Origin of the sequence: Aromatoleum evansii (assembly GCF_045689615.1) — a bacterium.
Classification (GTDB): domain Bacteria; phylum Pseudomonadota; class Gammaproteobacteria; order Burkholderiales; family Rhodocyclaceae; genus Aromatoleum; species Aromatoleum evansii.
The window spans coordinates 5069479-5082718 of the sequence record NZ_CP141259.1 but is presented as its reverse complement, the minus strand read 5'-3'; the positions used below and the strand labels follow the sequence as shown (position 1 = coordinate 5082718).

Annotated in this window: 17 protein-coding genes; 8 read left to right on the top strand and 9 right to left on the bottom strand. The window is 68.3% G+C overall.

Translation table 11 applies throughout. The annotated features are described in order from the left end of the window. Positions 1 to 85 precede the first annotated feature (85 nt). The 3 genes from U5817_RS23825 to U5817_RS23815 all read left to right on the top strand — a co-directional run bounded on the left by U5817_RS23825 (position 86) and on the right by U5817_RS23815 (position 2305). Positions 86 to 505: a PACE efflux transporter gene (locus U5817_RS23825; RefSeq protein WP_407279058.1), complete on the top strand. Its 420-nt coding sequence runs from the start codon at positions 86 to 88 to the stop codon at positions 503 to 505. Between the two features lie 7 nt (positions 506 to 512). Then, a complete protein-coding gene (murB, locus tag U5817_RS23820) occupies positions 513 to 1541 on the top strand; it encodes a UDP-N-acetylmuramate dehydrogenase (protein WP_407279057.1) in 1029 nt (342 codons plus the stop codon). A gap of 128 nt (positions 1542 to 1669) precedes the next feature. Beyond that, positions 1670 to 2305, top strand: coding sequence for a c-type cytochrome (locus U5817_RS23815; RefSeq protein WP_407279056.1), 636 nt, complete (start codon positions 1670 to 1672; stop codon positions 2303 to 2305). A 62-nt stretch (positions 2306 to 2367) separates the two neighbouring features. Here the strand turns inward: U5817_RS23815 and U5817_RS23810 are convergent, their stop codons facing one another. Both U5817_RS23810 and U5817_RS23805 read right to left on the bottom strand, forming a co-directional pair. Further along, positions 2368 to 3126, bottom strand: a complete 759-nt coding sequence (locus U5817_RS23810) for an N-acetylmuramoyl-L-alanine amidase (protein ID WP_407279055.1) — start codon at positions 3124 to 3126, stop codon at positions 2368 to 2370. Between the two features lie 4 nt (positions 3127 to 3130). Next, on the bottom strand, positions 3131 to 3967 hold the full coding sequence (locus U5817_RS23805; RefSeq protein WP_407279054.1) for an IclR family transcriptional regulator: 837 nt from the start codon (positions 3965 to 3967) through the stop codon (positions 3131 to 3133). A 213-nt stretch (positions 3968 to 4180) separates the two neighbouring features. Here U5817_RS23805 and U5817_RS23800 point away from each other — a divergent pair, with 213 nt between their 5' ends. The 4 genes from U5817_RS23800 to U5817_RS23785 all read left to right on the top strand — a co-directional run bounded on the left by U5817_RS23800 (position 4181) and on the right by U5817_RS23785 (position 8128). Next, on the top strand, positions 4181 to 5857 hold the full coding sequence (locus U5817_RS23800) for an FAD-dependent oxidoreductase (RefSeq protein WP_407279053.1): 1677 nt from the start codon (positions 4181 to 4183) through the stop codon (positions 5855 to 5857). Between the two features lie 11 nt (positions 5858 to 5868). Then, positions 5869 to 6093 carry a DUF2783 domain-containing protein gene (locus U5817_RS23795; RefSeq protein WP_169127826.1) on the top strand — a complete coding sequence of 75 codons (225 nt, stop codon included), beginning with the start codon at positions 5869 to 5871 and terminating at the stop codon, positions 6091 to 6093. 129 nt (positions 6094 to 6222) lie between these two features. Further along, positions 6223 to 6867, top strand: coding sequence for a maleylacetoacetate isomerase (gene maiA / locus U5817_RS23790; protein WP_407279052.1), 645 nt, complete (start codon positions 6223 to 6225; stop codon positions 6865 to 6867). A gap of 73 nt (positions 6868 to 6940) precedes the next feature. Beyond that, positions 6941 to 8128: a multidrug effflux MFS transporter gene (locus U5817_RS23785; protein WP_407279051.1), complete on the top strand. Its 1188-nt coding sequence runs from the start codon at positions 6941 to 6943 to the stop codon at positions 8126 to 8128. A 17-nt stretch (positions 8129 to 8145) separates the two neighbouring features. Here U5817_RS23785 and U5817_RS23780 read toward each other — a convergent pair whose 3' ends face one another. The 7 genes from U5817_RS23780 to U5817_RS23750 form a co-directional block, all read right to left on the bottom strand. Further along, entirely contained in the window at positions 8146 to 8727 is a 582-nt protein-coding gene (locus tag U5817_RS23780) for a DUF4166 domain-containing protein (protein WP_407279050.1), read from the bottom strand. Next, the gene (locus U5817_RS23775; protein ID WP_169127834.1) at positions 8724 to 9203 is read right to left on the bottom strand and encodes a DUF2269 domain-containing protein; all 480 of its coding nucleotides are present in this window, start codon (positions 9201 to 9203) and stop codon (positions 8724 to 8726) included. The genes U5817_RS23780 and U5817_RS23775 overlap by 4 nt, the downstream gene beginning before the upstream one ends. Further along, entirely contained in the window at positions 9200 to 10066 is an 867-nt protein-coding gene (locus tag U5817_RS23770) for a complex I NDUFA9 subunit family protein (RefSeq protein WP_407279049.1), read from the bottom strand. Before U5817_RS23770 ends, U5817_RS23775 begins: the two co-directional genes overlap by 4 nt. Then, a complete protein-coding gene (locus tag U5817_RS23765) occupies positions 10063 to 10404 on the bottom strand; it encodes a hypothetical protein (protein WP_407279048.1) in 342 nt (113 codons plus the stop codon). The genes U5817_RS23770 and U5817_RS23765 overlap by 4 nt, the downstream gene beginning before the upstream one ends. A 132-nt stretch (positions 10405 to 10536) precedes the next feature. After that, the gene (locus U5817_RS23760; RefSeq protein ID WP_407279047.1) at positions 10537 to 11562 is read right to left on the bottom strand and encodes a helix-turn-helix domain-containing protein; all 1026 of its coding nucleotides are present in this window, start codon (positions 11560 to 11562) and stop codon (positions 10537 to 10539) included. 25 nt (positions 11563 to 11587) lie between these two features. Next, positions 11588 to 11920, bottom strand: coding sequence for a DUF1840 domain-containing protein (locus U5817_RS23755; protein WP_407279046.1), 333 nt, complete (start codon positions 11918 to 11920; stop codon positions 11588 to 11590). A gap of 9 nt (positions 11921 to 11929) precedes the next feature. Beyond that, positions 11930 to 12487 carry a hypoxanthine-guanine phosphoribosyltransferase gene (locus U5817_RS23750; RefSeq protein ID WP_407279045.1) on the bottom strand — a complete coding sequence of 186 codons (558 nt, stop codon included), beginning with the start codon at positions 12485 to 12487 and terminating at the stop codon, positions 11930 to 11932. Between the two features lie 113 nt (positions 12488 to 12600). On the opposite strand from U5817_RS23750, the gene upp reads away from it, so the two are divergent. Beyond that, positions 12601 to 13236 (top strand): uracil phosphoribosyltransferase, encoded by a 636-nt coding sequence (gene upp / locus U5817_RS23745; RefSeq protein ID WP_407279044.1) that lies wholly within the window; start codon positions 12601 to 12603, stop codon positions 13234 to 13236. The last annotated feature ends 4 nt before the right edge of the window (positions 13237 to 13240 follow it).

The window sequence follows — 13240 nt, the reverse complement described above, 5'->3', positions numbered from 1 at the left end:
ATCTTCTCGGGTCGCCCCTCCGAGTTCTGCTTCCTTGTCCGTTCATCATCCCAAACTCCGTTCCGTCCGCGATCGTGCCCGACAGGTGATCCTGTTCGAGGTCGGCGGGCTTGCGCTCATCACGCCGCCTTTTGCGTGGCTGAGTGGTGTGCCGATGGGCGATTCGCTGGGGCTTCTCGCCGTCACCGCGCTGATCGCCGCGCTGTGGAATGCGGTCTACAACACCGCTTTCGACTGGGTGGAAGGGCGCCTTACCGGCCGCACCGCGGACCGCCGGCCCGTCGGGCTGCGCGCGATGCACGCGCTCGGCTTCGAGGGCGGACTGCTGCTCATGACCCTGCCGGTGATCATGGCGTGGACGGGCATGGGCTGGGTGGAAGCCTTGATCGCCGATCTCGGGCTGGCGACGGCGTACGTGATCTATGCCTTCGCCTTCAATCTCGGCTACGACCGCGTGTTCCCCATCGAAGCGCCTGCGACCGGGGAGCTCGTCCGTGCGAAATGAGCGCCCTGTGAGTGCCGCCGCGCCGGCGATCGAGTGCGACGCGGACCTGCGTGCCTTCAACACCTTCGGCCTGCCGGCGCGCGCCGCGCGCCTCGCCACGGTAACGGACGCGGCCCAGGTCGCCGCGCTGATCGCAGCCCCGGAGTGGGGACTGCCGCGCCTCGTGCTCGGCGGCGGCAGCAACCTCGTGCTCACGCGCGACTTTCCCGGCCTGGTGCTGAAGGTCGCCATCGCCGGACGCCGCCTCGCCGACGAGGACAACGACGCGTGGTACGTCGAGGCCGGTGCGGGCGAGAACTGGCACGATTTCGTGCGCTGGACCTTGGCACAGGGCTGGGCGGGCCTCGAGAACCTGTCGCTGATCCCCGGCACGGTCGGGGCCGCGCCGGTGCAGAACATCGGCGCCTACGGACTCGAGATCGCCGAGCGCTTCCACGGCCTGCAGGCGGTTTCACTGGAAACGGGCGAGATGCTGCGGCTTGGTCCCGCGGACTGCCGCTTCGCCTATCGCGACAGCGTGTTCAAGCAGGCGCTCGCGGGCCGCGTGCTCATCACCGCCGTCACCTTCCGCCTGCCCAAGCGCTGGCAGCCGGTCACCGGCTACGCGGACGTCGCACGCGAGCTTGCCGAACGGGGCATTGCCGCACCGACCGCGCTGGACGTGTCGGACGCCGTCATCGCGATCCGCCGGCGCAAGCTGCCCGACCCCGCGCGCCTCGGCAACGCGGGCAGCTTCTTCAAGAACCCGGTCGTCGATGCTGCCGTGCTGGCGCGCCTGGATGCCGCCCATCCCGAGCTGCCGCGCTACCCGCAGGCGGACGGCCGCTTCAAGCTCGCGGCCGGCTGGCTGATCGACCGCTGCGGCTGGAAGGGGCGCGACCTGGGCCCTGTCGGCGCCTACGAGCAGCAGGCGCTGGTGCTCGTCAATCGCGACGGCGCCACCGGCGCCGATGTCGAACGCATCGCGCGGGCGATCCAGGACGACGTGTTCGCGCGCTTCGGCGTGCATCTGGAGCCCGAGCCCGTCTTCGTGTGACGGTATCCGTGGTGCCCGTGGACCGGGCGTGAAAACCATGTTCAAATGCGGGCTTTTATCCGACGGCGGCCTTGCCTTCGGCATAATCGCGTGCCGCTACGGCCCGCCACTCCCCGGGGGAAACGAACATGATCCGGAGCCGTCTGGCTCTCTTCGTGCTGCTGATCGGCGTCGGCACGGGCACGGCATCGGCCGGCAACGACGCGGTGATGCAGCTGATCGCAAAGGCGGCATCCGATTCGGCCGCCCGCACGGCGCTGGTGCGCGAAGGCGATGCGGCCGCCTTCTTCTGCAAGAACTGCCACGGCGACAAAGGCATCGCCCGCTATCCCGAGGTGCCCAACCTCGCCAGCCAGAATCCGGCCTACATCGTCAGCCAGATCGAGGCCTTCCTGTCCGGCAAGCGCCGCAACGAGTTCATGCAGGGCCTGATGAAGGTCCTGGGCGACCGCGAGAAGGCAGCCATCGCGCTGTTCTATGCGAACCAGCCGGCGACGCCTGCCGTCGCTGCGCCGCCGCCCGCCGCCGCCGCGGGTGAAGGCCACTACAAGCGCCTGTGCATGTCCTGCCATCAGGCCAGCGGCTACGGGAGCGAGGCCTTCGCGCGCATCGCCGGCCAGCAGCCCGCCTACCTGCGGCTGAGCATGAAGCGCTACCTGGCGCGCAGCGGCGAGCGCACCAATGCCGAGATGAGCGCCTCGGTCGGCCAGCTCGGCGAGGCGAACATCGAGCCGGTCGTGCAGTACCTGGCGAGCCTGAAGTAAGGCCCCTCAGGCAAGCCCCCTCAAGCAAGCCCCCTCAAGCAAGCCCCCTCAAGCAAGCCCCCTCAGCGCGGCGCGGCGATCCCGCCCGCCGTCACGCACGCCGCGACGCCGGTGGCGATCTCCTCGGCCATGCGCTGCTGGCGCGCCGCATCGCGCAGCAGCAGCTCCTCGTCGCGGTGCTTGATCACGCCGGCCTCGAACAGCACCGCGGGCTGGCGCGCCTGGTAGAGCACGACGAGGTTGTCGTAGTAGTGCACCGCGTGCTGCGCGTCGGCGTACTCGCGGCGGCGGCCGTTCTTCTCCGTCGGCACGAAGCCCGCGCGCTGCAGCCGCGCGCCGATCGCCGACGCGCACATCAGGCTGGCAGCGACGTCGGGATTGCGGCGTGACACGAAGAGTGAATGGCCGGCCCACAGGTCGCTGAAATCGAGCGGGATGCCCTGCCATTCCCAGGGCGTGAGGTGCTGCTCGCCGACCGAATCGTGGTGGATCGAGATCAGGAACACGGCACCGGCTGCTCGTTCGGGGCGCGCCTGCAGCGATTCGATGCGGCCGTCGGCGTTGATCAGCACGGCCTCCAGGCCGAGTCGTGCGAGGGCGGTGACGACGCGCCCGGCGAGCTCGCGGTTGAACTCGAACTCGCTGCGGCCGCGCGCACTGATCGCGCCGGGCGCCTGCAGCGTGTGGCCGATGTCGACGGCGACGAGGGGAGATCCGCCGGCGGCAGGCGAGGCGGGAACTGCAATCGGAGCGAGGAGCAGGCCCAGCGCCACCTGGGCCGTGCGTCGAAGGCGCGATGGCGGCCGGCGTCGTGCGCCCACGCGCTCAGCCGTCCGTGTTGCCGAGCCGCGCCGAGATCGCCTGCGCACAGGCACGCAGTTTCGTCGCGATCGGGCCGTCCCATGCGGGATCGAAGTTCGCCGCCGGACCCATCGCGGTGATCGCGAGCGCGAGGTGGCCGGTGTGATCGAACACCGGGGCGGTGAAGGCGTTGATGCCGGGGATGGGTTTGCCGACGGCGCGGGCGAGGCGCTCGCGGCGGATTTCGTCGAGTTCGGCTTCGAGTTCCACGCGCGAGACGCCGCCGCGATCGGCCTCGAGGGATGCGAATTCCTCCTCGATCAGCGCCGCGGTCATGCGCGCCGGCAGGAAGGCGGCGAAGGTGCGGCCGGTGGCCGAGGTGAGGAGGTCCATCACGGTGCCGACGCGCATGTTCACGTGCACCTGGCGGCTGCATTCCTCGATGCTGACGATGGTCGGGCCCTGGTTGCCCCACACGGCGATCGCGACGTTCTGTTGGATCTCGTCGGAGAGCTTTGCCACTTCGGGCGCCGCGACGCGCAGCGGGTTGAGTCCGTGCAGTGCCGTCAGGCCCATCTGCAGCGCGAAGGCACCCAGGCCGTAGCGGCCGGTGAGCGGATCCTGCTCGATCAGGCCGAGCTTGCCGAAGCTCACCAGATAGGGGTGGGCCTTGGCGGGCGGCATGCCGGCCTCGCGTGCAAGATCCTTCAGGATCATCGGTGCGCCCTGGCGCACCAGCGCCTGCAGCAGTGCGCCGCCGACCTCGATCGACTGGATGCCGCGGCGGTCGCCACCCTGTTTGACGCCGCGTTCGTCGGGGCGCTCCGCGAGCGTTTCGTTGTCCAACTTGTTGTCTCCCATGGAGCGCGAATCTTAGCAGCTGCGTCGATCGACTTTCTCGATTGATATTCAACCATAGCAAACTAATTGACGATTAACAAATCGTTGGCTAGGATGAAATTCATTGCGCACGGCCTCGGAAGAGGGCCGTGTGTGGCCGCGGCGAACAGGAGCCCGGCGACCCGCCCGCAGAAGGCGGCGCCCTGGCCGATTGGAACACAGGAGGAGGATTCCGTGCTGAGCACGTACCAGTACCCGAAGTTCGAATACCGGCGCCCGCCGGAGCTCGCCGAGGGGCGTGCGGCGAGCGAGGGGCGCTACCCGGTCGTGGTCGTCGGCGCCGGCCCGGTCGGCCTCGCGGCGGCGATCGACCTGGCGATCCACGGCGTGCCCGTCGTGCTGCTCGACAACGACGACACGGTGTCGATCGGTTCGCGCGGCGTGTGCTACGCGAAGCGGGCGCTCGAGATCATGGACCGCCTCGGCTGCGCCGAGGAGATGGTGAGGAAGGGCGTGTCGTGGAACGTCGGCCGCACCTTCTTCCGCGAGCAGGAGGTGTTCAACTTCAACCTGTGCCCGGAGCCCGACCACCACCGCCCGGGCATGATCAACCTGCAGCAGTACTACCTCGAGGAATACCTCGTGCGCCGCGCGCAGTCGCTGCCCAACATCGACCTGCGCTGGAAGAACAACGTGATCGCGGTGACCGACCACGGCGAGCGCGTCGCGCTGCGCGTCGAGACCGCCGACGGCGCGTACTCGATCGACACCGACTGGTTGGTGGTCGCCGACGGCGCGCGCAGCCCGATCCGCCACATGATGGGGCTGGACATCGAAGGCAAGATCTTCATGGACCGCTTCCTCATCGCCGACGTCGTGATGAAGGCGGACTACCCCACCGAGCGCTGGTTCTGGTTCGATCCGCCCTTCCACCCGAACCAGTCGGTGCTGCTGCACCGGCAGGCCGACAACGTGTGGCGGATCGACTTCCAGCTCGGCTGGAACGTCGATCCGGAGGAGGAGAAGAAGCCCGAGAACGTCATTCCGCGCATCAAGGCGATGCTCGGCGACGACAGGGCGTTCGAACTCGAATGGGTCAGCGTGTACACCTTCCAGTGCCGGCGCATGCATGCGTTCCGCCACGGGCGGATGCTGTTCACGGGGGACGCCGCGCATCAGGTCTCGCCCTTCGGCGCGCGCGGCGCGAACTCCGGCATCCAGGACACCGACAACCTGGTGTGGAAGCTCAAGCTGGTGCTCGACGGCAAGGCGCCCGCGGCATTGCTGGATACCTATTCGGAGGAGCGCATCGCCGCGGCCGACGAGAACCTCATGAACTCGACGCGCTCGACCGACTTCATCACCCCCAAGAGCGCGACCAGCCGGACCTTCCGCAATGCCGTGCTGGGGCTGGCGAAGGACCATCCCTTCGCGCGCGCACTGGTGAATTCGGGGCGGCTGTCGGTGCCGAGCTTCCTCGTCGAGTCGCGCCTCAACACGCCCGACAGCGAGGTCTTCGCCGGCCACATGGTGCCCGGTGCGCCGATGGACGATGCCCCGATCGAGAGTGCCGGCGGCGAGCAGTGGCTGCTGCAGGCGGCCGGCAACCGCTTCCAGCTGCTATACGGCATGCCGGATGCGGGTGACGTCGATGCCGCGACGGCCGCCGCCTTCGCGGACCTCGCCGCGGGCGCGATTCCGGTCGAAGTGCTGGTCGTCGCCGAACGCGGCCAGGCGCCCGCGGGCCTGCGGACGCTCATCGACGCGAAAGGGCGCATCCGCGAACGCTACGACCTCAAGCCCGGCACGAGCTACCTGATCCGCCCCGACCAGCATGTGGCTGCGCGCTGGCGCAGCTTCGACCCCGCGACCGTGAGCGCCGCGCTCGCCCGCGCGACCTGCAACGCCTGAAGGAGCGCCCCATGAGCCTCAACACCGACCCGAACTTCTTCACCCCCGGCAAGCGCTACTTCCGTGCCTTCTCGCCCGGCGACGATTTCTACGAGGCGCTGATCGACATGCACCGCGAGCTCACGGACGAGCAGAGCGCGATGGTCAATGCGCGCCTGATCCTGCTGCTCGCCAACCACATCGGCGATATCGCGGTGCTGCGCGAGGCGATGAAGATCGCGCGCGAAGGCGCGTGAGCGACGCGGCGAACCGCCCACACCGATCGGCATGATCCGGCACTGCGCCCGGATGCATGCGAATTGACGGACGGTCGCGCAGCAGCACGTGCCGCACGCGTGCCTGACACTTCTTGCCCCGGAAACCGCATGAAGCTCTACACCTACTTCCGCAGCTCCGCCGCCTATCGCGTGCGCATCGCACTGAACCTCAAGGGCCTCGCCTGGGAGGCGGTGCCGGTGCATCTCGTGAAGGACGGCGGCCAGCACCGCAAGCCCGACTACCTCGCGCTGAACCCGGCCGGCCTCGTGCCCGCGCTCGAGGACGACGGCAACGTGCTCACGCAGTCGCTCGCGATCATCGAGTACCTCGACGAGACGCACCGCGAACCGCCGCTGCTGCCCGCCGACGCGGCCGGGCGGGCGCGGGTGCGGGCGCTCGCGCAGGCGATCGCCTGCGACATCCACCCCATCAACAACCTGCGTGTGCTGCAGTACCTCAAGCGCGAACTGGGCGTGAGCGACGAGCAGAAGGATGCCTGGTACCGCCACTGGTGCGAGCTCGGCCTCGCGGCGGTGGAGGCGATGCTTGCGGGCGATGCGCGCACCGGGCGCTTCTGCCACGGCGACGCGCCGGGGCTCGCGGACTGCTGCCTCGTGCCGCAGGTGTTCAACGCGCGGCGCTTCGGTGCGAAGCTCGACGCGATGCCGACCGTGCTGCGCATTGTGGACGCCTGCGAGATGCTCGACGCCTTCCGGCTCGCCGCGCCGGGCGTGCAGCCGGATGCGGAGTAGAAAGCGTCGGTTATTGGTTGTTATCTAACAAATGCGGCTCTAAGATCGGGCCTCTTTTTTTGCCCACGCTTCGATGACCGCCGCGCCCACGCTCACGCTTGCCGTCCTGATCACCGCGCTCGTCGCGCTCGGGCCGCTGTCGACCGACTTCTACCTGCCCGCACTGCCGGCGATCACCGCGTCGCTCGCGACCGACGTCGCGCACACCCAGCTCACCTTGTCGGTCTATCTGTTCGGCTTCGCCGTCGGCCAGCTCGCCTGCGGGCCGCTGTCCGACCGCTACGGGCGCCGGCCCGTGCTGCTGTCCGGAGTCGCGGTGTATGTCGTCGCATCGGTCGCGTGCATCTTCGCGGGGTCGATCGAGGCACTGATCGCCGCCCGCTTCCTGCAGGCGCTCGGAGCCTGCGCGGGGCCGGTGCTGGGGCGCGCGGTCGTGCGCGACGTGTATGGGCCGCAGGACTCGGCGCGCATGCTCTCCTACGTCGGCACTGCGATGGCGATCGCGCCGCTGGTCGGTCCGCTCGTCGGCGGCTGGCTCACCGAGTGGTGGGGCTGGCGCGCGACCTTCGTGTTCCTGGCCGCGTATTCCGTGCTGCTCGTGCTCGCCATCATGTTCCTGCTGCGCGAGACCAATCCCCACCTCAACCCGGCGGCTGGCCGCCCGGCGGAGATCTGGGCGAATTTCGCGACGCTGCTGCGCGACCGCCGCTACCGCGGGGTGCTGCTCTGCAATGCGCTCGCCTACGCGGGCCTGTTCGCCTTCATCTCCGGCTCGTCCTTCGTCTTCATCGGCATGTTCGGCTTCACGCCGCAGCAGATGGGCCTGGCCTTCGGCGTGATGGTGTCGGGCTACATGGCGGGCACGACGGCCTCGGGCCGCCTGTCGCGCCGCGTCGGCCCGGAGAGGCTGATGCGCAACGGCGCGCTGCTGGGCGTCGTCGCCGGCGGCGCGATGCTGGGCCTCGCGCTCGCCGGCGTGCACCACCCGCTCGCGGTCATGCTGCCGATGTGGTTCTCCGCCTGCTCGATCGGCCTCGTGATGCCCAACGCGGCCGCGATCGGCATGGCGCCCTATCCGCACATGGCCGGTTCCGCGGCCTCGCTGATGGGTTTCTCGCAGATGGGCCTCGCGGCGCTGGCCGGCGTGATTGTCGGTCACAGCCTCGCGCAGTCCGTCGTGCCGATGGCGCTGGTCATCGCCGTCGGTGCGATCGCCAGCCTGGGCAGCTATTTCGCGTGGGTGCGGCAGCCGGCAGGGTGAATGCGCGGGGCGATCGCTCAGGATCCGCGCGAGGCGGTCTCGAACTCCCCCGCGTAGCGGAAGACCTCGCCCAGCAGCGGGTGCGTGAGGCGAAAGTCCATGGCGAAGCGGGTGTCATCGACCGCCTCCTCGACGATGGTGGCGTGCCCCAGCATCAGCCATTCCGGGATCGGCAGCAGCAGCGGCCCGAGCCTGGCAACGTAGCGCACGCCGCGGTAATGCAGCCGCTCCCCGCGGACGTACGGGGCCATCTGCAGCCCGAGTACGGGATTGACGAACTCGATGACCTCTCCCGCGCCCGCAGCGACCCAGAAGCTGTCGAAGCGGATCACCCTGCCGTCCGGGTAGGTCACGGTCCTGCGCCAGTACTGCCGCTCGCCGACCACCTCCTTTTCGACCACGGTATCGATCCGGCTGCCGCGGCGATTGACCAGGGCCCCCAGGAGCCGCAGGGTGCTCAGCAGGGGCTGGAGGTAGCCGGGATAGTGGATATCCATGTGCCCGCTGTCGGTGTTCGTGCCGAAGCGGTAATGGGCCTGCAATGCCGGAGGCAGCTTTTCCCAGTCGGCGCCCAGCGCCTGTTGCATGAGACTCTTCATGATCCGACTCCCGGAACGTGTTTGAACACCATCAAGGCCACCACCAGCACCATCGCGGTGAAGGCGGGAACGCCGAGCCAGAACCACCAGCGCGTCATGCGCCAGTACAGCGCGGGCAGGGGCGTCCCGCGGGCGACGGCGTCTTCGGCGATTTTCTGCATGCGGATCTGCAGCCACACCACGGGCAGCCAGCAGGCGCCCGCAAGCAGGAACAGGGTCAGGCTGGCGACCACCCAGGGCGTCATGAGCGGTACGCCGAGCAGGAATACCATCCACAAGCCGCTGACGGGCTGGAGGATCACCGTCGGAGTCGTGAAGATCCAGTCGGCCAGCACCACGTGCCGGTTGGTGACCGCGATGTGGGCCAGATTCCCGCTGCGGTCGGCCATCCACTTGTAGAACGCGCTGCCTAGGCCGGTACCGAACAGCAGGACCATGCTGAGGACATGGAAGGTCTTGAGCAGGGTGTAGGTCATGATGCGCTCCGTGCATCGGTGCCATCCGAGAAGAACAGGCGTGTTTCGGCGGTGTGCGGCATGCGCCCGAGGAAGCGCGCCAGCGGCCGGAAGTCGGCCTTGTAGCCGGTCTCCAGCATGCGCAGGTTATCCGGTTGCAGGATCGGGTTGATGTACCGTCCCACGCGAGCCAGGGCCATCGCCAGGGAAGCGGGGATGCGCACGAGGCGTGCGCGGGGCCGGCCCTGGGCTTCGCGCATGCGCTGCAGCCAATCGGCGAACGTGACGGTTTCCGGGCCGACGATATCAAGGGTCTGCCGGACCTGTGGCGAGGTGAGGCAGCGCATGACGGTCGCCACCACGTCGCCGATGTGCACCGGCTGTATTGCTTGCTGCCCGTCGCCGATGACGGGAATGCGGGGCAGTGCGGCCAGGCCCATGAACAGGCGGGCGCTCTTGCCGCCGCGACCGTAGATCAGCGAGGGGCGCAACACGAACCAGTCGAGGTCGAGGCTGCGCAGGCAGTCGTCGGCCGCGCGCTTGCTCAGGTGGTAGGCGGAAAACGCCGTTTCGTCGGCACCCAGCGCCGAGATCTGCAGCACCCGGCGAATCCCGGCCTGCGCGCAAGCCTGGAACAGGGCTGACGGTGCCAGGGTGTGCAGCGGCGCAAACCGTTGGCCGCCGTTCTCCCCGATGATGCCGACGCAGTTGATGACCGCGTCGATCCCCGCAAGATGCGCTTGCCAGTCCGAGGCGGAGTGCATGCGGCGGAAATCGATGCCGTTCGCGCGTGCCGCGGGAGTGACGCGATGGCCGGCCGCAGTGAGCGCCGTCGCGATGTTGCGCCCGATGAAGCCGCTGGCGCCGGTGAGCAGGATGTTCATGATGCATCGCCTCCGCGCGCCGATTCGACGAAGCGGCCGAGATGCCGGCCGACCGAAAAGAGCCCGAGCAGCAGCCCTCCCAGCGCCGCCATCAGGGTCAGGCGCAGGCTGTCGAGCGGATTGCCGACGCGCGCGAACATGTCCACCAGGAGGACAAGCAGCAGCGGTGCGATGACCAGCATGAGCTTCGTGTAGCTCGCCCAGAAGGCGGCGGCCTGTTCGTCCGGGCAGATCCGGTCGAGGATGTTCGTCAGCGGTCCGGACAGCACATGCAGGACGGCAAGGCTGGCGGCGATGCTGATGAGCGATGCCGCGAGCAACTGGAGATAGGCGTTCATGAGTGGCTCCTTGCGTATGACAGGAGCCCTCACTCTGCGGAACGGTGCCCGGCGGGACTTCCGTTCTTATCGAAAAGGAACGCTTTTCGGCTCCGGAAAGATCATTCCGGAGCGTCTTGTCGTCGCTGACGGCTATCGCGCCGCCCCGCCCCGGGCGTTGAGCTTGCGGAACTGGCCGGGTGTCGTTCCCTCGACCTCGCGAAATGCGTCGTAGAAATTCGACTGCGAGGTGAAGCCGACGCTGAGGCCCACCGACAGCACCGAAGCCGAGGGCTCGTCGCACAGCATGGCCTTGGCGGCGGCCACGCGCCGCTCGCGCAGGTAGCGCGCGAAGCTTTTCCCCTGCCGGGCATTGAGCAGTTCCGACAGCTGATGGGGGCGCAGCCCGACCCGCTCGGCAAGACCCGGCAGGCTCAGGTCCGCATCGGCGTAGATCCGCTCGCTTGCCATGAGTGCCTCGAGCCTGGCGAGCATCGCATCGCAGTCCACGTTGTTCAGCGTCGACGTCGCGTACGCCGCCTGCACCGTTTCACGCACCTCGACCGACAACTGCGGCCGAAGGACGAGCGTCGTCTGCACCAGCAGGAAGGCCAGCCCGATGGCAACCGCATACAGACTGAAAAACAGCCTGTCGGGCAGCGATGCCTGAACGAGTCCGAGCGCCGAGACGCAAATCGCGATCGTGAAGACGCCCCCGAGCAGGAGCAGTTCGAGATGGAAATGGGCGCGCTCGTGGCGAAGCCGGAACAGGCTGCGCGCGAGCCACAGCATGTAGCCGGCGCCGACGAGGAAGGCCAGCGGCAAGGCCGACGCTTCCGGCAGGAAGGGGCAGATCAGGAGCGGGAGGGCGTGACCGAGCAGGGCGGGGCGGTTCGGGGAAGCAGCCTGCGGGCGCAGCAAGGGGCGGCTGAACATGTAGAACGCCGGCGCCACGGCGAACAGGATCATGCGGTAAGGGAGCTCGGTGACCCAGTCGCGTTCGAGGTACAACCAGGCGAAGTGGGCTGCCTGCAGGGCGCCCAGCGCCAGCAGGAGGACCAGGCCCATGGCCCGCGACACGGGCTGGTCACCGTAATGCTCGCTGCGGAAATGCGTCAGCGCGATGGTCAGGGCGCTGAACAGCGAATAACCGACGAGGAGGATGGCAAGACCGGTCACGGCGGGCGCACGCCGGGCAGGGCGCTCAGACGCCCCACACGACCGGCACCCCTTCCTTCTGCGACAGCTGCAACAGATCGAGCAGCGGCCACGCGCGCTGCGCGAGGCTCACCGGCGCGGCCATGCCGCGGCGCTCGGGATCGGGTTCGTCGTCCTCGTCCTGCGCGTGGCCGGCCTGGCGCGCCTTGTCCTCGTCGATCGCCGCGCGCAGGCGCGCGATCGCGTCGGGCAGCTGTTCGACGGTGACGATGCCCTTCGCGTCCTGCGGATCCTTGCCCAGGATCGCGACGAGCTTCTTCGCGATGTCGCCGAACATGATGACATCGGCACCGGCGGCCGACTTGAAAGTGATCAGCATTGCTTGTCCTCAGAGTCCCTTCACGGCGTAGATCCCCGGCGCATTGCGCCAGTAGCCCTTGTAGTCCATGCCGCAGCCGAACAGGAAGCGGTCGGCGACGTCGAGCCCGGTGAAGTCGGCGCGCATGCCCGGATAGGCCTTGCGCTCGTGCAGCTTGTGCGTGAGCACCGCGGAACGCACTTCCGCGGCGCCTTCGCCTTTCAGGTATTCCAGGATCGAGTGCAGCGTGTGCCCCTCGTCGAGGATGTCGTCGAGCACCAGCACGGTGCGCCCGCGCAGGTCCTGCGTCGGCCGCATGCGCCAGTCGAGGTCCGCGCCCTTGAGCGCGTGGCCGTAGCGCGTCGCGTGCAGGTAGGCCAGCTCCAGCGGAAAGGGCAGACGCGGCAGGATCTGCCCGGCGAGGATCATGCCGCCGTTCATCACGACGTACACGAGCGGGTTCTTTTGCCCCATTTGCGCGGTGATCTCTGCCGCCATGCGGTCCAGCGCCGCGTTCACGGTCGTGCCGTCGGCGAGACAGTCGGCCTCCTCGCGCACGCGGATGATTTCGTCCAGATCGACGGCCATCGCGGCCCTCCTGCACAATTCATGCAAAGACCCCATTCTACCGGAGGGCTTTGCCGCGCGCCCTTGCGTTAGACTGGCGCGCGATTCCACACCGCAGCCGGGAGCCACCCTCCATGTCCGTGAAACAGATCAACCATCCGCTCGTCCGCCACAAGATCGGACTGATGCGCGAGGCCGACGTCAGCACCAAGAAGTTCCGCGAACTCACCGCCGAACTCGCCCGCCTGCTCGCCTACGAGGCGTGCCAGGACTTCGAACTCGAAGCGGTTACGATAGACGGCTGGGCCGGTCCGGTCGAAGTCGAGCGCATCAAGGGCAAGAAGGTCACCGTCGTGCCGATCCTGCGTGCCGGGCTGGGCATGCTCGACGGCGTGCTCGACATGATCCCGAGCGCCAAGGTGAGTGTCGTCGGCATCGCCCGCAACGAGGAGACGCTGATGCCTGCGCCCTATGTCGAGAAGTTCGTCGGCAACCTCGCCGAGCGCATGGCGCTGATCATCGACCCGATGCTCGCGACCGGCGGCTCGATGGTGGCGACCGTCGACATGCTCAAGCGCGCCGGCTGCCGCCAGATCCGCGCACTGGTGCTGGTCGCCGCGCCCGAAGGCATCCGCCTCATGGAGGAGAAGCATCCCGACGTGACGATCTTTACCGCCAGCATCGACAGCCACCTCAACGAGCACGGCTACATCATCCCGGGCCTCGGCGACGCCGGCGACAAGATCTTCGGCACCAAGCACAACAACTGAGGTT